Consider the following 23,204-nt stretch of genomic DNA (forward strand, 5'->3'; position numbering starts at 1 on the left):
GCGTCAGCCCTCGGTCAGGTCGGGCCGGCGGATCAGCTCCACCCTGAGCAGCTCGGCCAGCACGTTGCCGTCCTCGGACAGTACGGCCGCGTCGCACTCGGCGGACATCCCGTCGGTCCGTCGTGCCGAGACGACGACGCGCGCGGCTCCCCAGTCGGTCCCCGCCCGGTGGATCCGGCACTCCCGGATCGACATCGGCAGCGCCGCCCCGACACCGGCCCGCGACGTCCAGCCGACGGCGAGTTGGAGGGCGCCGTCGAGCGCGGCGACGTCCACCGCCCAGGGCACGGCCGTCCAGGGCTCGACGTCCCGGGGGCGGAGCGCGGCCACACCCCCGTCGGCGCCGAGCCGGACCTGGTCCAGGACCTGGAACACCGGGCCGTGGAAGAGCGCCGGTCCGTCGTACGGTTCGGGGACCTCTTCGAGGCCTTCCGGCGTCCGCCAGCGGTGCGGGTCCGGCGGCGGGCCGTCGGCCACCACCGTGCCGGCGTACTTGGCCCCCACGGCGCCCAGTTCGACGGTGAGACCGCCGCGCCGTGCGGACTCGTCCGTCCTCGTCCGGCCGCGCAGCACGAGCCTCTCGCCCGGTTCCTGCAGTTCGATCCTGCGGAGTACCCGCAGGTCGTGGAGGACCAACGGGCCGGTGTCCGGCCGCCAGGACCGGGCCAGCACGGTGAACCAGTGCACCAGGACGGCGACCGGAACCACCGGTGCCCCGTCGATCCGGTGGTCGTCCAGCAGCGCGTACTGCGGTCGGGCGAGGGTCAGTTCGGCGACCGGTCCCTGCCCGGCAAGGACGTCGGGAGCCACGTCCCCGGCGGCGCGCAGCACCCGGGTGGGCCCGCCGGGGTCGGCGAGTTCGGCGACGAACGCGCGCGCTCCGGCAGCCGGTTCGATCAGCTCGACCCCGGCGGCGCGGAACCGTTCCGCGATCGTCCGGGTGACCATGCCGCCGTCCCAAGGACCCCAGGCCAAAGAGCGTGTCAGGCAACCGGGATGGGCGGCGGCGTACGCGGAGAGCAGGTGGTCGACGGCGGTGTTGGCCATCGCGTAGTCGGCCTGCCCCGGGCTGCCGAACACTCCGGAGGCCGAGGTGAACGCCACGAGCAGGGAGAGCGGGTCGTCGGCGGTGGCGGCCAGCAGGGCGCGCAGCCCGTCCACCTTGGTGGAGTACACCAGGGCGAACTGCTCGTCGGTCTTGGCACCGATCAACCGGTCGGCGATCACCCCGGCGCCGTGCACCACCCCGGTGATCGGGCCCCAGTCCCGGCGTACCTCGGCCAGGGCGTCGCGCAGGGCCACCTCGTCCCGGGTGTCCACGGACAGGTAGCGCGTCGGCGAGCCCGCATCCTCCAGAGCCCGCAGGGTCTGCCGGACCTCACGTACGGCCAGCATGCGCCGCGCCTCGGCGGCGAGTTCGGCTGGTGGGGCCTGGCGGGGGCCGGTGGCGAGCAGCCGGATCAGGCCCGCCTCGTCGGTGGCCCCGGCCAGCCCCGCGGGCTCCTCGGCCAGCGCGGTACGGCCGAGGAGCACCAGTCTGGGCCGGTGGGCGGCCGCGAGTTCGCGGATCGCCGACGCGGTGACGCCGCGTGCGCCGCCGGTGACCACGATCACCGAGTCGGCATCGGCCCGGGGTTCGACGGGGCCGGGTGCGACGGGGCACGCCAGCGGAACCGTCCGGCTTCCGTCGGCGGGGAGACCGACCGTGGTCGACGGCCCGCCCGCGGTGAGCTCGTCGGCGATCGCGGCCGCGACCTGCTTGTCACTGCGCCCGGTGCGTGCGCAGTCGATGGCCTTCACCGTGGCCAGGGGCCACTCCCGGGCGGCGGTCCTGGCCAGTGCGTCCAGACCACCATGGACCGGCCGGCCGCCGTTTCCGCTCAGCCCGAAGTCGCCCCCGGTGTCCTGCACGGTGACCAGGAGGCCGCCGGCCGAGCTGAGCCGGTCGGCCAGCCCCCGGACCGCCGCGAAGGCGGCCGGCGGGTCGTCGCCCTTGTCCAGCAGGATCACCGACCGTGCCTCGGCCGGGAGACCGGTGACGAGCCGGGCCGTCACACCGTGGGCCGCGAGTTCCTCGACCAGCAGATGACCCACCCGGGTGGAGTCGTCGAGCACGAGGAGCTCCCGGTCGCGCAGACCGGCCAGGGCCAGCCCGGCCGGCGCCAGCGGCAGGGCGCGTACCGCCAGGCGGACCGGCTCCGGACGGTTGGTGGCGGTGGGGACTTCGGCGGCGGGGGCATCGGTGGCTTCCGGACCGGTGGCGGGCTCGGAGTCCACGTCCTCGGGGGATCCGGGGGAGGAGGTCCCGGGAGACTTCGGGGACGCCGGGGACATCGGCGACGGACCGGCGGACGCCTGGTCGCCGGCGTCATCGATCTGTCCCGCCATCTGGGCGACCTTGACCGAGATCTCCCGCAGCGTGCGCAAGGACGCCAGCTCGGACAGGTCGGCTGCGGGCAGTTCACCCACACGTTGGCGGACCCGGGAGAGCACTTCGACCTTCTTGATGGAGTCGATGCCCAGGTCGGCCTCGAGTTCCATGTCGAGGTTGATGATGTCCGCCGGGTAGCCGGTGCGCTCGGCGACCACCTCCAGCAGCAGCGCTCCGATCGACTCGGCGTCCAGCGGCAGCCCGTCCGGCCGCAACGCGTCCGGTTGCGGCCCGAGCAGCACCGGCCCGGGCGCCGGGGCCTCCACGGGCGACGGCACGACGGTGGCCTGCGGGGGTGGCGCCGGCACAGCCGACGTCGCCTCACCCCTATCGCCGCCCGAACCGGAACGGAAGGGCTGGCCAGAGCCGGGGACCGTACCTGACGGCACGGGGGCGTGGAGCGGTTGACCGGAGGGCACGACCTGTGTGCCGGTGGCACCCACCGCGACCTCTGCGACGGGCCATGGCCGCGGGTCGTCCACGCCGACGGAGGGGAGACGGACACCGGCGGCGGCGAGCAGGGCCTCCATCGAGGCATGCGCCGTCCGCAGGTAGAGCTGGTGGTTCTCAGCGGTCACCCGTTGGTACGTGGCATGCGCCTCCGCGCTCTGCCGCTGGGCCTCGGACAGGAGCCGCAGCCATTCCGTCGGCGGAGCGGGGTGGGCCGAGCCGGTGGACCGGACGCTCGGGGTGGCCACGGGCGCCGGCGTGCCCGGCCGGATGTCTCCGGGCCTGTCCGTGGCCACCCGGCCGGGGATCAGCGGTGCCTGCGTGCCGGGCCCGGCCGGCTCGGCGAGACCCTGGACCGGTTCCGGGGACGGGCCTGCAGAGGACACCGGCGCCGACCAGGTCACCGGCTGGACCGGCAAGTGCGCCTCCGGCATCGGGCCCGGGGCGGGCCGCGCGGTGCCGGGGCCCGGGACCGGTGGTGTCGGCTCCGACACCACCGCGGGCGGCACCACCGGCCCCGGCCGCCCCGGCGCCCCGCCGGGCGACGCCACCGGTCCCGGAGCTGCGGGAGTGGCGCGTCCGCCACGATGGTCATCGCGGTGGTTGCCGCCGTTGATCAGGACCGTCATCCGTGGTTTCTCCTCACGATCCGGCTCGGGCACGGCCTTGTGCCCCTCCCACAGCGCGGACAGGTCCATGGCGACCCCGCGCACCGCGGCCCGCCCCAGCCCGTCGTAGAACGCGGCCAACCCGTGGCTTCCGCGCCGGTCGAGGCTGATCGCCGCGTGCTCACGGTCACCGAGTACCTCACCGGTCAGCCCGGTCAGGGTGGTGCCGGGCCCGACCTCGACGAAGGTGCGCACCCCGTCCTCGTACATCGCCTCCACCATGTCGCCGAACCGCGCCGGCGCGGCCAGTTGGGCGGCGATGCCGCGCCGCACCGCCGCCGGTTCGCGCCGGTACGGGGCCGCATCGGCTCCCGCGTACACCGTCCGTGCCGGCCGGTGGACCGTGAGGTCGGCAAGGAAACGGGTGAACGGCTCGGTGGCGTCGGCGACCAGGGGACTGTGGAACGCGGCGGCGGCGTTCAGCCGGCGGGTGACCACGCCGGTCGCGGCGCACCGGGCCTCCACGGCGGTCAATGCCTGGTCCGTGCCGGCCAGGACGACCTGCCGGGGCGCGTTGTGGTTGGCGACCCACACCCCGGCCACCTGCTCCGTCAGCTCCTCGATGCGCTCCAGCGGCGCGTTCACCGTGAGCATCCCCCCGGCGGTGGTGGCCGCGTCCCGCATCAGCTCCCCCCGCCGCCGGGCCAGCCGGACCAGGGTGGGGGCGTCGAAGGAGCCCGCCGCGTGCAGGGCGACGAGTTCACCGAAGCTGTGCCCTGCCACGCAGTCAGGCGTCAGCTTCAGATCCGACAGCACGGCCAGCAGGGCCAGGCTGTGCGCGGCCAGCGCCGGCTGAGCGACCTCGGTGGCGGTCAGTGCCGCCTCCAGCGAGGCACGGTCCTCCTCGCTGAACACGGGGGGCGGGAACACCTCCCGGTGCACCGGGAGGACTGCCGCGACCGCGTCCCAGGCCTCCCGGGCCGCCCTGTGGTGAACGGCGAGTTCGGCACCCATGCCCACGTACTGCGCGCCCTGGCCGGGGAAAAGGAAAGCGACCCGGCCGGGGGCGGGATCACCGGTGGCGAAGTGCGCCCGGGGCGCGGAGAACGGCACCCCGGCCTCCACCCGGACCGCCAGCGCGTCCAGCCGCCCCGCCAGATCGGTGGCGTCGTCGGCCACCACGGCCAGCCTCGCCCGGTGTTCGGTCCTGAACGCCGCCTGACACTCCCGCGCGATCGCCGCCAACGGCCGGTCGGACCGGGGCCGGCGGATCAGTTCGGCCAGTGCGCCGGGGGAGGGGGCGCTGAACAGGACGAGTTCGCCGAGGGCCGCCGGGAGGCGCCAGGCTCGTCGGCCTCCCCTGGCGGGAACGTATTCCTCCAGCGTGACGTGGAAGTTGGTGCCTCCGAAACCGAAGCTCGACACGCCGGCGCGGCGCGACCGACCGGCGCGGCTGATCCAGGGCCGGGTGGCGGTGTTCAGGTAGAAAGGGGAATCAGTGAGCTCAAGTTCGGGGTTGGGCCGCTCCACCTTGATGGTCGGAGGCAACACCCGGTGGTGCAGGGCGAGTACGGCCTTCAGCATTCCGACGGCGCCGGCGGAGGACTTGGTGTGCCCGAACTGGGACTTGGCCGAGCCCAAGGCGCACCACTGCCGGTCAGGGCGTCCTTCAGCCTGGAACACCTCCCTCAGCGCGGCGAACTCGGCGGCGTCACCGGCCTTGGTCCCGGTGCCGTGCGCCTCGACGAGTTCCACGCTCTCCGGGCCGTACCCGGCCACGTCGTACGCCCGGCGCAGCGCCCGTTCCTGTCCGGCGGCCAGCGGCGCGTAGATGGCCTTGCTCCGGCCGTCCGACGCTGCGCCGAGGCCCCGGACCACCGCGTAGATCCGGTCCCCGTCGCGTTCGGCGTCGGCCAGCCGCTTCAGCGCGAACATGACCACGGCCTCGCCGAGCATGGTGCCGTCGGCGTCGGCCGCGAACGGCCGGCAGTCCTCCGTCGGAGAGAGCGCCGGAGTCTTCGAGAAGCACACGTACATGGTGATGTCGTTCAGCACGTCCACGCCGCCGCAGATCACCAGGTCGCAGCTGCCGAGGGCGAGCTCACCCAGTCCGGTGGAGAGCGCGGCCAGCGACGAGGCACACGCGGCGTCGGTCACGTGGTTGACGCCGTGCAGGTCGTACCGGTTGGCGATCCTGCCGGACACCACGTTGCCGAGCAGACCGGGGAAGGTCGCCTCGGTCCAGGCCGGGAAGTTGGCACTGATCCGGTCACAGATCTCGTCGGCCGCGGCCGGGTCGAGACCGGAGGCGAGCAGTTCCCTTCTCCACACCGGCCGGGAGAGCCGCGCTGACACCTCGAACCCCATGGCCAGGCCGCTTGTGCCCAGCACCACCCCGACCCGTTCCCGCTGTTGTGCGGTCATCTGCCCGAGGCCGCAGTCGGCCAGCAGGTCACCCGCGGCCATCATGGCCAGCAGCTGGGCGGTGTCGGTGGCCGCAAGGTCGCTCGGCGGGATTCCGTACGCCAACGGATCGAACTCGAAGTCAGGCAGGAACGCGCCCCTCCGCACGTAGGTCTTGTCCGGAGCGAACGGGTCAGGGTCGTAGTGGTCGGCCGGTGACCAACGCTCCACCGGTACGTCGGACATGAGATCCCGGCCGGCGAGGACGTTCCGCCAGAACCCTGCCACGTCTCGGGAGCCTGGGGTGAACGCGGCGAGACCGACCACCGCGACGGGAACCTGGGCACGTTCTGCTCTCATCTGCGCGGACACTCCTGCAGGGTCAGGCGAGTTTGCGGGGACGGAACGTCAGGGCGGAGTCCGGTATGGAAAGCCCGAAGGTACGCAGCTGGTGCGCGCGAGTGATCACGGCGGCGCCCTCCAGCAAATTCAAGGCGATCTGCGTGACGGTGCGCCGGGACGGATCGGCAAGCAGGCTGCCCCGGGCCCAGTTGTTGAACGCGCCGAGCGAGGGACCGGCCCACAACTGATAGTCGGTGCGGCGCTCCGGCCGGCCCTCGATCGCCCATCGGCTGGCGTTGCCCACGTACCACCGGAACACCAGGGCCATCCGGTGCTTGGGGTCGCGTTCGGCTCTGGCCAGCTGTCCGGGGTCGCGCCGTAGCCAGAACCGTTCGGTGTCCGCCCAGATCGCGTCCAGGTCCGCGCCGAACACTTCGTTCTCCAGTCTGTGCCGCGTGTCGGCGGGGATCTCCGCCAGGGACCGGTGACGCCGGTAGACGTCGTACAGTCGCCTGGCGCGCGCCGCGAACAGGGTGCCCCTCGTCAACACCTGGACCTGAATGCCTTGCTCGAACATGTCCGCGGCCGGGGCCATGGCCACATCGGTGACGCCGGCTCCGGCCAGCAGGTCCCGCGCGTCCGCGGACACCCCGGACTCTGCTGCCAGTTGATTGACCGATCCGGTCATCACGTAGGCCGCGCCGAGTGCGAAGGCACCGGCCACAGCGCCGGGGGTGCCCAGACCGCCCGCGGCACCGACCCGGATCGGGCGGAGGAAGCCGTACCTGGCCGCCAGGGTGTCCCGGAGCGCCAGCAGCTCGGGCAGGATCACGGACAGCGGACGGCTGTCGGTGTGACCGCCGCTGTCGGCCTCGACGGTCACGTCCTCGGCGACCGGGACCAGGCGGGCCAGCCGGCCCTGCTCAGCGGTGAGAGCCCCGTCCCGGACCAGCGCGTCCAACAGCGCCTCCGGCGCAGGCGACATGAACTTCTCGGCCACCTCACGACGGGACACCTTGGCGAACAGACGGGTGTCCCTGACCACCCGGCCGTCGGCGTCCCGCCGCAGTCCGGCCGCCGCGCAGCGGACGACGGCGGGCGTCAGGTCCATGAACGCGGAGGCCGAGATCCGGCGTACGCGGTGACGCAGCAGGATGTCGGCGACCTGCGACTCCAGTCGGGGCTCGCCGGGTGAGTGGATCAGGTTGACGCCCCAGTTGGGCGCGTCGCCCAACGCCGCGGTCAGCTCCGTCACCGCCTGTTCCACCCGGTCGGGGGCGAGTCCGGCGGCGCCGAAGAAGCCCATGAGCCGGGCTCCGGCCAGCTCCATCACCATCTGGGTGGTGGCGATCCCGTTGGCCATCTCCCCGGCCACGTAGGGGAACCGTGTTCCGTGTGCCTCGGCGAAGCCTCGGTCACCAAGCCACTCCGGGTACACCGGTGGGGCCAGCCCGACGAGCGGGTGGCCCCCGCCGGGCCCGAGCGTCCCGCCCACGGCCAACCCGTACCCGGATCCGCCGCCTACCACGTACAAAGGCTCGCGGATCCGGGCCGCGTAGGCGGAGATCCCGGCCGGGTGGAACGCGGCCGGCTCCGAGCCGGGCCGCCAGCAGACCTGGGGCACGCCGGCGGCGCGTCCGGACGCCTCGGACAAAGTGGTGTTCACCGGTCGGCTCCTCTCGGACGCGGCGTCGGTGTGGGCGCAGGTCCTCCGGGCGGCCCGTGCCCGTTGCCGGTTGGGCCGACTGCCCTGTGGCGACCGTCCGCGGCGGCACGACCGACAGCGGGCGGGCTCGCCGAGTCCCACACCTTCCGGGTGGCCGCACTGCCGGGCACGGAGGAACACGCCCGGGGACGCGACACGGGGACGGCCGGGGAACGGCCCCAGGAGTCGACCCGCCGTCTCGAAGCGGGCCACAGCAGTTCAGCGATGCGGTGCCAGGTCAACCGGGGCAGCCTCCGTTCGGGGTGGGAGCCCGGACAGCAGGTACTCCAGGCTGATGTGTTCCGGGACGCCCGCCGGTCCGAGTCTGGCCCTCACCCGGGAGTCGTCGTACCGACGGTGGTGCCGCAGATAGCAGAACACCCCCCTGACCAGTGAAAGGACCGACTCGTACGGCGAGGGGTCGGGGAGCTCCAGCACGACTGCGATACGGACCCCGGAGAGTTGCTCCAGCAGTCTGCCGAACACGACGACCGGTGTCTCCTGGCCGTGTACGACGTGGTAGGTCTCCACCCCGTCGGCGCAAGGCAGGTCGGCGAGCCGGGCCATCACGGCGGCGGCGGATTCCACCGGCATCAGGTTGAGTTGTCCGTCCGGCCGCCCCAGGATCCGGAAGCGGTTGGTCCGGGGGAGGAGCACGTCCGGTGTCCGGCCGAGGCCGAGCTGGCTCCGCGCGATGCCGGACAGGTTCCGCGTGATGTTCAGCAACGGGTGTTCCGGGAGATCCGGGTGGGGCGGCAGACCGGTGGTCAGGACGCTTGGCCGGAAGATCACCACCGGCCGGCCGGTGGCCCTCGCCCACGCGTGCACCACCTGTTCCGCCTCGAACTTGGACCGTTCGTAGGTGCCTTCGAAGCCGTAGGCATCGGTCAGTTCGTCCTCGTACACCACCCCGGTCCGACGCGCCCCGGCCACGAACGCCGTGGAGACGTGGAACACCACGGGGGTACGGCGTCCGGCCCCGGCCAGGTCGAGGACGTACCGGGTGCCTTCAACGTTCACCTCGCGCAGCGTGGCCAGGTCACCGTCGAGTGTGGTGTTCCCGGCGCAGTGCCAGATCGCGTCCAGCGAGTCCGCCAGTTCCTGGTAGTCACTCTTCGGCAGGGCGAGGCCAGGTTCGGTGATCCGGGCGGACACCACCTGGACGCGGTCGGCGAGGCCGGTGAGGCCGGGGGCGAACCGGCCGAGGCCTCGGGTGATCCGCTCCCGTACGCGGTCGGGCTCCCCGCGCGCGAGCACTGTGACCGACGGGTGACGGCGCAACAGCTCGTGCAGAAGTCGAAGGCCAAGGAAACCCGTGGCACCGGTCAACGCCACCCGCACCGTACCCCCCGCTCTCGCCCCTGATGCTGGCCCACGTTCTCACGCGGAAAGCAGTGGGACGAGGCCACGGGAACGGCACCACTCGTTGTGCTGATATTCAGGCAGAACCGCTGACACACCGCCGCTTTCACCGGTAAGCAGATGTTCTGTACCGTGCGTGGGTACGGTCCGGCACGCCTGCTTGCCCCTGCGTTCCTGGGTATTGCGAGCCGCCTGGGACGCGAGCCGCCTGGAACACACAGGAAGGAACTCAATGGGCCAGGACCGCCTTGCGGCGTCCTACGGCGATGCCAATCCACTGTTCCGGCTGTGCCGGCACCTGGGCTGGGGCGCGCTGGTCAACCTCGGTTACCACACCCTTCCGACCCTCCCCGGGATCGTCGGTGGGCTGGCTTGGTTTCAACGACGGCTCGAGACCAAGAGCCTGGCACTCCTGCACACCAGTCCGGGACACCGGGTGCTGGACGCCTGCTGCGGACGCGGCCACACCACCGCCCGGCTGGCTGCCGCGGGCTGTGACGCCGTGGGGGTCGACATCACCGCCGACCAGATCGCACAGGCTCGCGCCCGGTACGGCGACGCCGCCCGAGCCACCTTCGCCGTGGCCGATGTCACCGCCCTGCCGCAGGCAGAGGGCATCCGTGCCACGAACGGCTCGTTCGACAGGGTGCTCTGCCTGGAGGCGGCCTTCCACCTCTCTCCTGCCGACCGCCGCGCTCTGTTAGCCGAAGCCTTCCGGGTACTGCGCCCCGGCGGAAGGTTCGTCCTGGTCGACTTCGTCTGGAACACGGACGATCCGTCGATGATCCGGCAGCTCGATCCACTGGGTCTCGTACGCGAGGCGTGGCAGTTCGACGAGTTCGAGCCCCTGAGGCGTTACCTGAGGCACGCGGAGGAGACGGGGTTCGTCATACGGCGCACCGTCGACTGGACCCGTCCGGTGATCGAAGGCTTCACCCGTCTCGGCACTCTCCTGACACGCCTGGCGACGAACCAGGCCGGCCGGGAACTGCTGTGCCTGCGCTGGCCCGACTTGCGCGAGTTCAGCGAACAGGACTGGCGGCACACCCTCGCCAGTGTCGACGCCCACTGCTCCGTAGGACGCTGCACGGGCTACGTCGCCCTGGTGCTCGACAAACCAGCCTGATCATCACCTCCGGCCGGCTCAGCCGCCGTTGCTACTGGCCCTGGACGTGCTCGATGAGCCCGCTTCCGGCGGAGCGAGCTGCTGCCCGGTGCGCGGCACCGAGGGACTGTTTCGCGCGGCGGTCGGTGGGCCCCTGCGCTGATCCTCGGGGCCGGGGCCGGGGGCGCGATGGGCACGACAGCTCCGCGGCCTGCAAGCCGTTGAGTGAGGTGTTCGAAGTCTCAACCTGCCGGTCCAGGAGCCCTGTTGATACCGAGTGAGGTCCTACCGTGGCTGGAAGCGCTCCGAGGGCCCCGAATTGAACGCTCGCTGCGTGCCTGCTCGACAGTCGCGTGCGGTCAACGTACTTCTTCGCAGCCCTCGATAGTCGTCCAACAACCAAGACTGCGCCGCGCGGTTCGGTGAGCGGCCGGTGCCCGTTCTTCTGCGGCACCAGGCATACGTGCCGCCACACCGATTCGGCGTCGGTGCCGGCCAGGTCGGTGTCGTCCCAGAGCACCTTCCCGGCGGTCGGGACGGTCAGGCCCGTGATCATGCGGATCAGCGTGGACTTGCCGTCTCCGTGCAGCCCGACCAGGGCGACGACTCGCCGCGGTTCAGGGTGAGCGTGATCGGCTGGAAGGCCGCGGTCTCCTTGCTCGGGTAGGTGTGGGAGGCGTCTTGCAGGCGGATTCGCTGCGGGGGTCGGCGTGCGCGGTGCCGCGGGCCGAGGCCATGGCGCGGCCGGCGGTCTGCGAGGCGACGACCGCCGGCCGCGATCGCTGTCGACATGGGCCCGGCGAGGACGAGTCCGGCGAGCCAGGCCCACATGCCGAGAGTGAACCCCGGCAACCTCCCTCGACTCGGCCCGGTCACACTTGGATCGGTACCGAGCTGCTGGAACCGGAGGACGAGGGCGCCCTACGCCGGTCCTACGCCTTCGGCGGACGGCACGGGCAGTTCAGCTTCGAACGAGTCCTCGCCATGCTCGCGGCTGACTCAGGAATCACCGGTAACGAGTTTCGGCTGTACTTCTACCGCGGGATCATGACGTACAACGGGAAGGGTGGTGCCACAGCGGTGGAGCCCCCAAAGAGGCGGCCGTCTACCACCTGCCGACCCTGCCGGGCCGTCCGGCGCAGCGACGAAGGGCCTGACCCTGGCACGCAACAGTCCATACCCAGAGATCGAAGCCCTGCAGGCGCGCATAAGCGATCTCTCTCACCTGAAGCAGAACGTGCTGATGACCTACGCGATCCTGGGCGGCCTGGACAACAGCGTTCGAGCGCACCGCGGCCGAACTGGCCGGGGCAGGTGAAGTTCTTCCGCCTGGGCGAGGCCGCGACTGCGCGTCAGGTCGTGGTCCCCCTGCTGAACCGACCGACCGGCTGAGCAAGCCCACCAGTCGAGAGAGGCGCGAGAGACTCAACGGTCTCTCGCGCCTGTCGTCATTCGGGCTGTGCGTCGTCTGCCTCGGCACCGCAGCCAGGTCGAGACCTGAAGCGATCCAACTCCAGAGTCGGATCGTTCTCCGCCTGAGAACCAGCAGGAGCATCACGGGACAGCTGCGCCAGGCGATTATCACGGCGTGATAGTCGCGGCCGGACGCTGCTGAAGCAGGCACCTTGCCAGCGATCTTCTTGACCTCAAGCATGGTTGAAGTTCTAGCGTCTCCTCCAGCTGATCACCTGACGACTGGAGACGACGCGTGATTCTCGTAACGGGCGCCACCGGGAACATAGGAAGTGCTCTGCTCAAGGAGCTGCACGCGTGCGGTGCCGGGCCGCTGCGGGGGCTCATCCGTAACGCCGCGCGGGCCTCGTTCCCCGAAGGGGTGGAGGTGAGCGAGGGCGACTTCGCCGACAGGGCTTCCCTGAAGCCCGCGCTGGACGGAGTGCGCTCACTGTTTCTCGTGTCGCGGATGGGCTCTGATGCCGACATCCTCGACGCCGCCCGGCAGGCGGCTGTCGAGCATGTGGTGCTCGTGTCCTCCATCACCGTCCAGACGCATCCGGATCTGGGCCCCGCCCGCGAGAACCTGGCCGTCGAGCAACTGCTCAAGGACAGCGGCATGGCCTGGACGGTTCTGCGGCCGACGCAGTTCGCCTCGAACGCCCTGTGGTGGGCGGAGTCGATCCGTGCGCACCAAGCGGTCCGTGTGCCGTATGCCGACACCGGACTGCCCACGATTCACCCTGCGGACATTGCGGCCGTGGCGCGAGTGGCTTTGACCGAGCCCGGTCACCAGGGGCGGACGTATGCGCTGACTGGCCCGGAGCGTGTGACGGCCCGGCAACAGGTGGAGGCGATCGCGGCGGCCTTGGGGCGGGAGGTGCCGTTCGCGGAGATCGGCCGGCCGGAGGCCCACCGGCACATGTCCACGTTCCTGGGAGTCGAGGCCGCGGACGCGGTGCTGGATCTGACGGGCGGGGACGTCAACGACGAACTGCTGACGGTGCGCGACACGGTCTCGAGGGTCACCGGAACCGCCGCCAGGCCGTTCCGCCAGTGGGTTCTGGAGAATGTCGCCGCCTTCCGCTGAGCAGCCCCCTCCCGGAGCCACGTTCATGAGTACTCGCAGGAGGTGGCCGGGGTGGCCGGCCGTCGAGGCAGAGGACATCACGGGTCAGCAGTCGATGCCCTTGACCACCCGGGCGGGCACGCCCGCGACCAGGGTGCGGGCCGGCACGTCACCGGTGACGACCGCACCGGCGGCCACCACCGCTCCGGCGCCGATGGTCACACCCTGCGTGACCACAGCAGCCGCGCCGATCCAGACGTCGTCCTCGACGACGATCGGGGCGCTGGTGATGTACTCGCGTCGCTCTGCCAGGGGCAGCGGGTGGCCGCCGGTGATGAGGCTGACCTTCGGGGCGATCATGACGTTGGCGCCGATGCTGATGCCGCCGTTGTCCATAAAGGTGCAGCCTTGGTTGACGAAGACATTCGTCCCGAACGTCGTGCCCAGGCCGTACTCGGTGAAGAAGGGCGGGTAGATCGTCACCGACTCCGGCAGCGGGCTGCCGAACACAACCGCCAGGAGTTCGTCACGGCCCTCGGTGTCGCTGAACGGCAGCACGTTCAGCCGAGAGGTCGCGTCGGTGACCTGCGCTATCCGCTCGGCATAGCGCGCGAACTCGGGAGTGCGGACGTACATGACCTGTTCCGTGCGTGTGGACATGCGTTGATCCCAGCACTCGGGCGAAGGCCCGATCAAACAACCTCCGCCCCACCCAGCCACAACCGTCAGTTGTGTTCGTAGGGTGCGTGGTGTGGACATCGAAGCGCTGCGCACCTTCGTGGCCGTCGCTGAGGCCGGGCAGTTCCAGGCCGCGGCCGACGAGCTCGGGATCAGCCAGCAGGCGGTCTCCAAGCGGATCATGGGCCTGGAGAAGAGCCTCGGTGTCGCACTGCTGGTGCGCACCCCTCACGGCTCCAGGCTGAGCCTGGACGGACACGTCTTCCTGCCACACGCCAAGAAGGTCCTGGCCGCGCTCGAACAGGCGGAACAGGCCGTACGTCCCGGTAGCCGCCCTCTGCGCGTGGACGTCCTCAACCGGCGTATCGCACCGGCCCAAGCCGTCTACCGCTTCTACCGCTCCCGCCCCGAGACCGGCCTGGACACGGTCACTCTCGACGAGGAGAACGCCGCAGGGGCCGCCCGGGCCGTGCTCGAGGGAACCGTCGACGTCTCCTTCCGTGCCCTGCCCGCAGAGCAGGTCCCGGCCGGGATCAGAGTCGAACGCCTCCTGGACGAGCCGCTGGAGCTCCTGGTCGGGTCCGGTCATCCGTCGGCGGGCAAGGAGTGGGTCCGACCCGCGGACCTGGGCGGTCACCGCATCTGGATCCCCGGCATCAGGGCCGGCACGGAGTGGGAGCGGTTCTACCGGTCGCTGTCGGAGGCATTCGGTCTGAGCATCGACGCATTCGGCCCCAACTTCGGCGACGAGGCCCTCATGGACGCTCTGGCCGACTCGGGTTCGCTGGCGACCCTGGTGGGCAGTGGGGACCGGTACCTGTGGCCGGAGAGCTATGGCCTGCGGCGTATCCCGTTGAGCGAGCCGACGCCGGTCTACCCGCACGCGCTGCTCACGCGCACCGACCACCGGCATCCCGTGCTGACCGAACTGCGCGAGCACCTGCGAGTCTCGGAACCCCGCACCATCGGCGAGGTGTGGGCCCCGGCCTGGGCGGCCTGCTGACCGACCCTCGGCACGGCTACGACTCGTGGTGCCTGCCGCTCGCTGCTCCTGCTGGAGTTCCATTCGTACGTCGTGCAGGCGCATGTCGGGTGTCGCGTCGGCTCCATGGCCCAGGGCGCGTATCAGCAGGGACCGCTGGGGGTGGGAGGCGGCTCCCTCCGGGCTTGAGGCGCCCTTCGTCGACCATCGAGTGCACCGGGGCGCGGTCGTGGGTGATTTGGAACAGCTCTCCGTCCCGCGGGAGGTGGACGCGGGAGTCGCCGATGTGGACGAGGGCCAGCTGCGATCCGGTCCAGAGGATCGCGGTGAGTGTGGTCCCGGCGTCCTCGGAGGAGGGGCCGACTCCAAAGACGCCGTGCACGGCCTGCTCGGCCTGGTCGATCGCGTCTTCGAGAGCGTTGAGGAGATCGCCCGCCGGGATGCCGACGGTTCCGAGGCTCTTGAGCGCGTCGGCGGCGGCGGCACTCGCGGGGGCACCTCCGCTGCCGCATCCGTCGGCGACGGCGAGCAGGCGGTCCCCCGCGTAGACGGTGTCCTGGTTGCTCTCCGCCAGGCGACCAACCGGGCCTGATCCAGTTGCTCCGGTGCGGAGCGGCGGTAGACCGTCACCGGGTCGACGCGATCGGGAGTCAGCAGTCCCAGCTCGTCGTAGAGACGCAGCGCCTTCGGTGACAGCCGGGACGCCTTCGCGAACGCCCCGGTGGTCAGCAACTCCCTGCCCGGTCCCTCCTCGTGCCGGGCACGTCGCCCGGCCCCACCGATGCTGCGGGCTCCCTCATACGGCTCGGGCGCGCACCAGGTCCGCACGGGCCAGTTCCGTCTTCGGGTGATCCTCACCGAGGATCCGCGCGAGGCCGGTTACCGCACTCTCGAGCACTGGGACAGCCCGGTCCGTGTCACCGGCCTCCAGGTAGGCGTTCCCCAGATTGCTGCGAGTGCTCACGGTGTCGAGATGCTCCTGACCCAGTTCCCGCACACTGTCGGCCAGCAGGCTCTCGAGGATCGGGACAGCCCGCGCCGCGTCCCCGGACTGCACGCAGGCGATCGCGAGGTTGTTGCGGGACTTCAGAGTGTCGGGATGGCTCTCACCCAGGAGTCGCACACGATCGGCCAGCACGCTCTCGAAGAGTGGCACCGCCCTGGCCATGTCACCCTTCGCCACGTACGCGAGGGCTTGGTTGGTGCGATGGATCAGCGCAGCGGGGTGTTCCTCACCCAGGCTTCGTATCCGCTGGGCCATCACCTTCTCCATGAACGGGATCGCCCCGATCAGATCACCCGCCGCCATGCGGGCACCGGCCCGGCCCAGGTCCGGGTAGTCCGCACCCGACCGCCGTGCGAAGTGGATGACGGCACGCCGCAGGTACCACTCGGAACGTCCGGTGTCCGCTTGCGCTCTGGCGACCGTCCCGGCCTTTCCGAAGAGTTCGGCCGTCGCTTCGCTGTCGTCCTCGAGGGGCACGTGCTCGGCGAGCGCTTCGACGTGGGGCATCAGCGCCCGGAACGACAGCCAGGTCCCGGCGGCTTGGATGTCGTCGGGGAATGCCTTCGTGAGACCGGTTGCCGCCAGGTCGCGTGCCCTCTCCACGTCGCCGGCCGACCGGTGTGGATCGTCCGGATCCGGCGTACGGGCCAAGGCCTGGACCAGACGGTGGACGGTGAGGGTGCCGTCGCCGTTGTCCGTGACCATGCTGTACGCGATCAAGCGGCCGAGAGCCCTGGTGAGTGCGGGAGGCGGGGCCAGGTCGTCCAGGAGGCTGCAGAGGATGCCGTTGGGGGCGTACCAGGCGAGGATGCGGAGGATCTCCACCGCGAGCGGGGTGTCCGCCAGGCGGTCCAGGGTGAGGCGCCAGATCCGGGCCACCGTGCGCGCCGAGTCACGGCCCTCGGCGGCGGCCGCGAACATCTCGACCGGCCAGGAGGCGAGCATCTCCGCGTAGCTGCGTGCTGTGGTGCCGGTTTCAGCACAGTATGCGGCGGCTTGTTCCACGGCCAGGGGCAAGTGACCGAGTTCCGCGCAGAGTTCGGCGCTGCCGTCGGTCTCCGTGCGGCCCGCGTGGCGCAGGACGCGGATGAACAGCTCCGTGGCCTCCTGGTTGGCGAGGACGTCCAGCCGGAAGGGAGCGGCCAGACCGTGCCAGCCAGTGGCGCGGCGGGTGGTGATCAGAAACCGGCCCGTCGCCACCCGGTCCAGAAGCGGGCGGATGTCGTCGGGCTGTTCGACGTTGTCCAGGACGAGGAGCCAGTCGTCGTGGGCCGTCAGCCACTGCACCGCCCGCTCCGTGAGCATCTCCGCCGGCAGGCCGGGCAGGCCCGCAAGCGCCGGTTGCAGGGCGCGGGCCAGGTCGGCGAGGCCGGAGTCGACAGCCGCCCTGCTGCTGGCGGTGATCCACCAGCGCGGGTTGCCGGTGCAGCGGTGGACGGCCCATTGAGCGGCGAGCGCCGACTTGCCGACGCCGCCGAGCCCGTGCACGGCCCGGACCACGACGCCGCCCGGAGTGGTGAATTCCGCGTCCAGGCGGTCGAGAGCGTCGGTGCGGCCGACGAACAGCCTCGTTCGCGGCACGTTGCCCAGGCCCGCCGGAGCCTTCACCTCTGTGACCGGACCGCAGGCCTCCGGCGGCAGCACGACGCCGTTCTCCATGGACATGCTTTGGGCGACGGAACCGATGACGTCCCGGCCCGCGGCGTTCGAGCCCGCGCTTGCCGTGACCGCTGTCGGGCCCGGGGCCGGGACTTGACCCGGGTCCGGCGTCCTGTCCGGTTTCCCCGGCCCTGCTGCGCCGTGCCTGCGGCGACCGAAGGACATCATCACCCACCTCTGTGCGCGGTCGAGCCGTCGATGTCACCACCGGCCGCGTTCGAGCCGCCGCCCGCCGAGATCCCGCCGGTCCCGCCACCGGCGTCCGGCCCGGCCGGGGCCGTACCGGTGTCCCGTGCCGAGGCGCTGCGGATGCTGCCGCCGGCGGCGTTCGAGCCGTCCCGCGCGTGTACGGGCGGGACGGGCGACGGCGCGGAGCGGAGCGCGGCGTGCACCGACAGGCACAGCGCGGCCAGAGCCGCCAGCGCACCCACGACACTCGCCACCCGATCCGCAGTGTCCAGATCACCGGCCACCGCCAGTACGGTCAGGCCCACTGCCACAGCCCCGCCCAGAACCGCCGATGCCCACCAAATGAAGCGCCGCCACCCTGCCATGGCTCCATCTTGGCCGCACGGACGGGACAGGACACCGTGATCCGGCCAAGTCGATGCTCCTCTGCGGCAGGTGGTGTCCGGCGGCGGTCGCTCAGATAGGCGTCGTACGGCGTCTCCCGCAGCCGTCGAGGACCGCCGGGCACGTGTCCCGAGGCGCGAATCCGCCGGCGCCCGACCGCTGTTCGGCCACGCCGGTTCCGGAACTTCCCACGACACGGCCGGTGCGCGGTCGTTCTCGACGTGGCTTCCGCCAGGCCTGTACGAGCAGATTACTGACTTCGGCTTGTCGGGGCGAGGTTGGGTCGTCGAGGGTCAGGCCGGTTCCGGCTATGAATCCGTCGAGGGTGTCGGGCCGGTACTGGAGGCGCTTGAGCCGGTTGCGTACGAGTGCTTCGAGTCGGTCGAGGGCGACGACGGCGAGGTTGGCCAGGCTGCGTTTGACGTGCGCCCATACCCCGCTCGACAGGGTTCAGGTCGGGTGAGTGGGCGGACAGCAGGAACACTGTCAGCCAGTCACGCTCGGCGATCAACTCACGCATGGCGTGGGAGACATGGGTGTCGAGCCGGTCCCAGACCAGCACGATCGGCGCCTTGCAGAGCTGGTGGACACCGTCGACCAGCGCGATGAAGTCCCGCTCTCCATGCTGCGGCTTGTGCCCTTGCCGGCGGGGTGGGTGCGCAGACGGTGGCACAGCCGGGTCCGGGAGCCCGGCCGCATCGCGATCAGCCCGGCCACCGACAGCCGTCCCGAGCGTAGCCCGCTGACTGTCACGACCGGAGTGCGGCCGCGCCGGCCCCAGGTGCGTCCCCGGTGCGGCCGCCGGGTGAAGCCCGCCTCGTCCTCGAAGCAGAGGTAGCCCCCGCAGGCCGCCCGGGCTCTTTCACCTCCGCCCAGGTCGCCTCCTTCCACACGGCCACAGCCTGCTCGTCGCGTTCCGCGACCCGCCGGGCGGGAAGACTTGCAGGCTGAAGCCGAGCCGGTGCATCAGCCGCGTCGCACCCGAGACGCTGTAGGAGACGTGAAACTTCCTGCCGATCAGCGGGGCCACCCGCGCCGCGGTCCACACCTGATCCTCCACCCATCCCTGCGTGGCCGGCCCCTGCTCGAGATACGCGGCCAGCTTCTCCGGACAACGCGGAGACAGCCGGCACCGCGACCCGCTCGGGCCGCGCGAGGCCACAGCCCCCACACCACCGTCCCGCCACAACTGATGCCACTGGTAAGCCGACTTCAAGCTCACCCGCAAGAGCCGGGCCACCTCGGGCGTCTTGGTCTTCTGCTCGAACAGCTCAGCCGCCTGCATCCGCACCGTCTCCCGGCGCTCACGTCCCGCAAGGGTCAGCCCGCCCCGTCCCCGTCCGCATACCTCACACACCACGGGATACAGCCACCGCTCCAGGCCCAGCAGGGGTTTCAGGAATGCTCACTCTGACGAGCCGAAGTCAGTATGGAGACGTGCACCGATCGCGGCGTCTCCTACACCGAGGATCTTGTCCAGTCGATCCGAGGCTGGCTCGACGCCAACCCCTTCCCCCAGCACGGCGCCCGCGGCACCTAACCCGAACGGAAGATCGTCGGCAACCAGAAGGGCGGAGTCGGCAGGACCGCCATCTCCGCCGGCATCGGCGAGGCCTACGCCGAGGCGGGCAAACGCGTCCTGGGCGTCGACTTCGACCCGCAGGGACACCCATCGAACAGCTCGGAGTCCCCCAGATCGAGCCCGATCACGACAGCCTGGTCTCGCACATGTGCGGTGACGGCGGAGGAGATCTGCGCGATCTCGTCGTGGTGACAGAGGATCCGCGGTTCGAGAAGCGCCTGCACCCTGGTCGACTACTGCGGCTCCCAGACCAGGGCGGCCAAACGGCTGAGCATCCCGCAGAACGCCATCTCCAGCAAGCTGTCCCTGCTGAAGCTCAAGCCCGAGCTCCAGAGGGACCTGGTGACCGGGGCGCTGAAGGTGGAACACGTCCGCAACCTCGGGAAGTTGTCCGCCGAGGAACAGAGGACCAAGGCGGACGAACGGTCGGAGGCGGCCCGCATCAAGGCGGAGGCTCAGCCCCAGGAGGCCGTCGAGCGTTCGTCGGGCCCTGCGGATTATCACGGCGTGATAATCCCGGAGGCGCCCACCGCCCCACCCACTTCGCCGGCTGCTTCCCCGGCCACCTCGCCTGCCTCGCCGCTTCGCTCCCGTGCCGTCACACCGCCCGCGGAGCGCGATCAGGCTCCCGAGTCCATCCTCCCGGAACCGCGCACCAGCCCAGTGGAACCCGGCACGGCGAACGCCGCAGAAGCGACGCAGCCGAAGCAGCCGAAGCGGCTCCCCTACGACGACGTCTTCTACTGCGTTCACCACCTTCACCAGAAGATGTCCCGAGACGTTCGCTCAAGGAGCCCGGGTGTGGATGGACGTCATGCGGGAGCGGCCCCCGGACGCATACAAGACCCTGCTGGCCGAGCTGGGAGCCCAGTAGTCAGAGCCGCCCCCTGACCCCGCTCGCCTTCCTCCGTGACAGGGAGCGGGGTCATGGGCAACTGCCACGAAGCCTGCGGCCGGAACCCGTCGGCGTCGGGGAGCGACCAGCCGCTGCGTCAAGCGCCCACCCGCTCCGAAGGGAATGACCGGTCTGGACATCTGGCACCACGGCTGCTCGCTCCGGCGCTCATGTCCACCTCGGCCGACGGTGAGTCGGTCATCCCGGCCCGTCCTCGCCCGGACTCGCGCATCCGGCCGCGTAGCCGGCCGTGGAACTCTCCGCCCGGGGCGTGGTCGCGCCCACGCGGCCTCACGCGTCGGCGCGGAGCCGGACACCCAGCCGGTACGACGACGGCGACAAACTTTGTAGCACCTTCGTCGCCATGGGGGCGCCCTGGCCACAGGGAGGCGTAGGCCACCAACCGCTCCGGCAGTATCGGGCAGAGCTTGATGCGGCGCTGGGCCGCCTCGGTGGCCCGGACACACCTCTGCGAAGCTGCCCTCGGGCGGTGACCGCGGCACGCCCTGACGGGTTCTCGGAATCCGGAACCGTCGCTCTGCTTTCTCCCCCGGCCGGGGGAGAGGAGTTCCCTCCTTTGCGGGATCCGCCCAGGGCCGCCGATTGGTGTACTAATGCGGTCGGTGACACCAGCCCACCAGCGACAAGACAAGCACCTGCCTCCGCCGAGGATCGCCCTCACCGATGCCGGGCCCGTGCATCGCAGTTGGGCTTTTGCCGACCTGAGTACGCGGATTTGCCCGGTCCACCTCAACTTCGCGGTGCGGTGTCCGCTCAGATGGCCCGAGTCCTCATCGGTACCTCCCCTCCTTGACCTGACCGAAGGGAAAAGCATGCCAGCACGCATGAACCTGACGACGGTGATCGCCGCGGCGGTGGCGGCGGTCCTGACCGCACCCGCAGTGGCGGCTCCCGCCGCACCCTCCGCAAAGGCCGGTCACCGGCTCACACAGGAGGCGATGGACGCGGCGGTGAAAGACGGCGTTCCCGGTGTGGTGGCTCAGGCGAAGGACCGGCAGGGCACCTGGAAAGCGGTATCGGGAGTCGGAGACATCCGAACGGAGAAGCCGCGTTCGGCCCACGACCGATACCGCGTGGGCAGCATCACCAAAACGTTCGTCGCGACTGTCGTGCTCCAGTTGGAGGCCGAGGGGCGGCTGTCCCTCGACGACACGGTGGAGCAGTGGCTGCCGGGCCTGGTCCTCGGCCACGGCCACGACGGCCGCAGCATCACCCTGCGGCAACTCCTCAACCACACAAGCGGCATCTACGACTACAGCGCCGACGAGACCTTCCGGCGTACCTACGCCCTGAAGGACGGGTTCTTCGAGCACCGTTACGACACCCTGAGCCCTCACGAGCTCATACGGGTCGCCATGCGACACGAGCCCGACTTCACGCCTGGCACGTCCTGGGAATACTCCAACACCAACTACGTCCTGGCGGGCCTGGTCATCGAGAAGGCCACCGGCAACCCGTACGGCGACGAGATCCGCCACCGCATCATCGAGCCCCTGAACCTGCGCGCCACCACCGTCCCCGGTACCTCAACGAGGATGCCGCACCCCAGCAGCCGCGCGTACGGAAAACTGGCCCAGGCCGACACCGGCCCCACGTACGACGTCACAGAGATCAATCCCTCAGTGGCCCACGCCGCAGGCGAGATGATCTCCGACTCCGGCGATCTGAACCGCTTCTACTCGGCCCTGCTGACAGGCGAACTGCTCCCGACACAGCAGCTTGCCGCGATGAAGACCACAGTCGAGGAAGGAATGCCTCCTCACGTGGGTTACGGACTGGGCATCATGAACCTCGAGCTCGACTGCGGGCTCATCGTCTGGGGCCACAGCGGCGGCATCCGTGGCTCGTCCTCGGTGGCAGTCACAACGGAGGACGGCCGTCACATGCTCGCCTTCAACTTCAACAACGACTGGTCGGGTGACAGCCAGGCGGTGGTTGAGGCCGAGTTCTGCGGTACCAGGGCCACCACCTGATGCTCACCGCCGTCGAAGGTCCGCCAGTCGCCCGGCCGCAGCCTCGAACTTCGCCCACGTCCCACATCCCACGTCCCGTGGTGTCGGACGACACGAGAGTGTCAGTGGTCGGCGACATGGTGTGCGTCAGTGCGACAACGCCCCGGCGCAGGTGATGCCGGGGCGTTGGTGAGGAAGACGAGTTGGTCAGTTGCAGCAGTTGCAGCCGGGGCGGCAACCGCAGGCCTCCGTCTCCTGCCGCTGGGCAGTGACCGCGGCGGCCGGCGCCGCGCAGCAGCCCTTGCCCTGCCAGGCGTCGCGCCCCTCCTTCACGGCGATGGCGGCGATGACCAAGGCGGCGATGGGGTCGGCCCAGGACCAGCCGAGGGTGGCGTTGAGGACCAGGCCGACGAGGAGCACGGCGGACAGGTACGTGCACAGGAGCGTCTGCTTGGAGTCGGCGACCGCTGAGGCGGAGCCGAGTTCGCGGCCGGCGCGGCGCTGGGCGGCGGACAGGAACGGCATGATCGCCAGCGACAGGGCGGCGATGACGATGCCCAGGATGGAGCGTTCGGCCTCGCCGGTGCCGACGAGTGCGCGGACGGCGTCGACGGTGACGTAGGCGGCGAGGGCGAAGAAGGAGACGGCGATGATTCGCAGGGTGCGCTGCTCGCGGGCTTCGCGTACGGCGTGGTCGGAGGCGGAGAACTGCCAGGCGACGGCGGCGGCGGAGGAGACCTCGATGATCGAGTCGAGGCCGAAGCCGATCAGGGCGGTGGAGGAGGCGAGGGTGCCGGCGGTGAGGGCGACGATCGCCTCGATCACGTTGTAGGTGATGGTCACGGCGACCAGCAGCCGTATCCGGCGGGTGAGCGCGTCACGGCGGGCCGGGGACGGCCCGAGGGATATGGATATCTCGGCGGTCATGG

At 70.9% G+C, this 23,204-nt stretch carries 14 protein-coding genes and 2 pseudogenes; 5 read left to right on the top strand and 11 right to left on the bottom strand.

The window, feature by feature from the left end; genetic code table 11:
* Nucleotides 1-3: 3 nt before the first annotated feature.
* The 3 genes from ACH4NX_RS06940 to ACH4NX_RS06950 all read right to left on the bottom strand — a co-directional run bounded on the left by ACH4NX_RS06940 (nt 4) and on the right by ACH4NX_RS06950 (nt 9,274).
* The gene (locus ACH4NX_RS06940; protein WP_398126796.1) at nt 4-6,252 is read right to left on the bottom strand and encodes an SDR family NAD(P)-dependent oxidoreductase; all 6,249 of its coding nucleotides are present in this window, start codon (nt 6,250-6,252) and stop codon (nt 4-6) included.
* A gap of 22 nt (nt 6,253-6,274) precedes the next feature.
* A complete protein-coding gene (locus ACH4NX_RS06945) occupies nt 6,275-7,900 on the bottom strand; it encodes a PfaD family polyunsaturated fatty acid/polyketide biosynthesis protein (protein WP_398126795.1) in 1,626 nt (541 codons plus the stop codon).
* A gap of 258 nt (nt 7,901-8,158) precedes the next feature.
* Nucleotides 8,159-9,274, bottom strand: coding sequence for an SDR family oxidoreductase (locus ACH4NX_RS06950; RefSeq protein ID WP_398126794.1), 1,116 nt, complete (start codon nt 9,272-9,274; stop codon nt 8,159-8,161).
* 259 nt (nt 9,275-9,533) lie between these two features.
* Here ACH4NX_RS06950 and ACH4NX_RS06955 point away from each other — a divergent pair, with 259 nt between their 5' ends.
* Entirely contained in the window at nt 9,534-10,427 is an 894-nt protein-coding gene (locus ACH4NX_RS06955) for a class I SAM-dependent methyltransferase (RefSeq protein ID WP_351399371.1), read from the top strand.
* A gap of 31 nt (nt 10,428-10,458) precedes the next feature.
* Here the strand turns inward: ACH4NX_RS06955 and ACH4NX_RS06960 are convergent, their stop codons facing one another.
* On the bottom strand, nt 10,459-10,962 hold the full coding sequence (locus tag ACH4NX_RS06960; protein ID WP_398126793.1) for a hypothetical protein: 504 nt from the start codon (nt 10,960-10,962) through the stop codon (nt 10,459-10,461).
* A gap of 1,152 nt (nt 10,963-12,114) precedes the next feature.
* Between ACH4NX_RS06960 and ACH4NX_RS06965 the strand changes: the two genes are divergently transcribed.
* Complete coding sequence (locus tag ACH4NX_RS06965) at nt 12,115-12,948, top strand: NAD(P)H-binding protein (protein WP_351399368.1); 834 nt, start codon at nt 12,115-12,117, stop codon at nt 12,946-12,948.
* An 84-nt stretch (nt 12,949-13,032) separates the two neighbouring features.
* Here ACH4NX_RS06965 and ACH4NX_RS06970 read toward each other — a convergent pair whose 3' ends face one another.
* Nucleotides 13,033-13,563, bottom strand: a complete 531-nt coding sequence (locus ACH4NX_RS06970; protein ID WP_398127156.1) for a DapH/DapD/GlmU-related protein — start codon at nt 13,561-13,563, stop codon at nt 13,033-13,035.
* A 115-nt stretch (nt 13,564-13,678) separates the two neighbouring features.
* Here ACH4NX_RS06970 and ACH4NX_RS06975 point away from each other — a divergent pair, with 115 nt between their 5' ends.
* Entirely contained in the window at nt 13,679-14,608 is a 930-nt protein-coding gene (locus tag ACH4NX_RS06975; RefSeq protein ID WP_398126792.1) for a LysR family transcriptional regulator, read from the top strand.
* Nucleotides 14,609-14,671: 63 nt separating this feature from the next.
* Here the strand turns inward: ACH4NX_RS06975 and ACH4NX_RS06980 are convergent.
* From ACH4NX_RS06980 to ACH4NX_RS07000, 5 genes and pseudogenes are all read right to left on the bottom strand, one after another.
* Nucleotides 14,672-15,319 (bottom strand): annotated as a pseudogene (locus tag ACH4NX_RS06980) (protein phosphatase 2C domain-containing protein); the annotation flags it as partial.
* Nucleotides 15,320-15,383: 64 nt separating this feature from the next.
* Nucleotides 15,384-17,258, bottom strand: coding sequence for a tetratricopeptide repeat protein (locus ACH4NX_RS06985; RefSeq protein ID WP_398126791.1), 1,875 nt, complete (start codon nt 17,256-17,258; stop codon nt 15,384-15,386).
* Between the two features lie 161 nt (nt 17,259-17,419).
* A complete protein-coding gene (locus tag ACH4NX_RS06990) occupies nt 17,420-17,695 on the bottom strand; it encodes a hypothetical protein (protein ID WP_398126790.1) in 276 nt (91 codons plus the stop codon).
* A 400-nt stretch (nt 17,696-18,095) separates the two neighbouring features.
* Nucleotides 18,096-18,578: pseudogene (locus tag ACH4NX_RS06995) on the bottom strand (transposase); the annotation flags it as partial.
* Between the two features lie 109 nt (nt 18,579-18,687).
* A complete protein-coding gene (locus ACH4NX_RS07000) occupies nt 18,688-19,110 on the bottom strand; it encodes a transposase (protein WP_398126789.1) in 423 nt (140 codons plus the stop codon).
* 318 nt (nt 19,111-19,428) lie between these two features.
* Here ACH4NX_RS07000 and ACH4NX_RS07005 point away from each other — a divergent pair, with 318 nt between their 5' ends.
* Together ACH4NX_RS07005 and ACH4NX_RS07010 are read left to right on the top strand one after the other, a co-directional pair.
* Nucleotides 19,429-19,599, top strand: a complete 171-nt coding sequence (locus ACH4NX_RS07005) for a ParA family protein (protein WP_398153352.1) — start codon at nt 19,429-19,431, stop codon at nt 19,597-19,599.
* A 1,536-nt stretch (nt 19,600-21,135) separates the two neighbouring features.
* Nucleotides 21,136-22,296 (top strand): serine hydrolase domain-containing protein, encoded by a 1,161-nt coding sequence (locus ACH4NX_RS07010; RefSeq protein WP_351399354.1) that lies wholly within the window; start codon nt 21,136-21,138, stop codon nt 22,294-22,296.
* A 186-nt stretch (nt 22,297-22,482) separates the two neighbouring features.
* Here ACH4NX_RS07010 and ACH4NX_RS07015 read toward each other — a convergent pair whose 3' ends face one another.
* The gene (locus ACH4NX_RS07015; RefSeq protein WP_351399351.1) at nt 22,483-23,202 is read right to left on the bottom strand and encodes a cation transporter; all 720 of its coding nucleotides are present in this window, start codon (nt 23,200-23,202) and stop codon (nt 22,483-22,485) included.
* Between the last annotated feature and the right edge of the window lie 2 nt (nt 23,203-23,204).

The organism is Streptomyces sp. NPDC017225 (genome assembly GCF_044331465.1).
Taxonomy (GTDB): Bacteria; Actinomycetota; Actinomycetes; order Streptomycetales; family Streptomycetaceae; genus Streptomyces.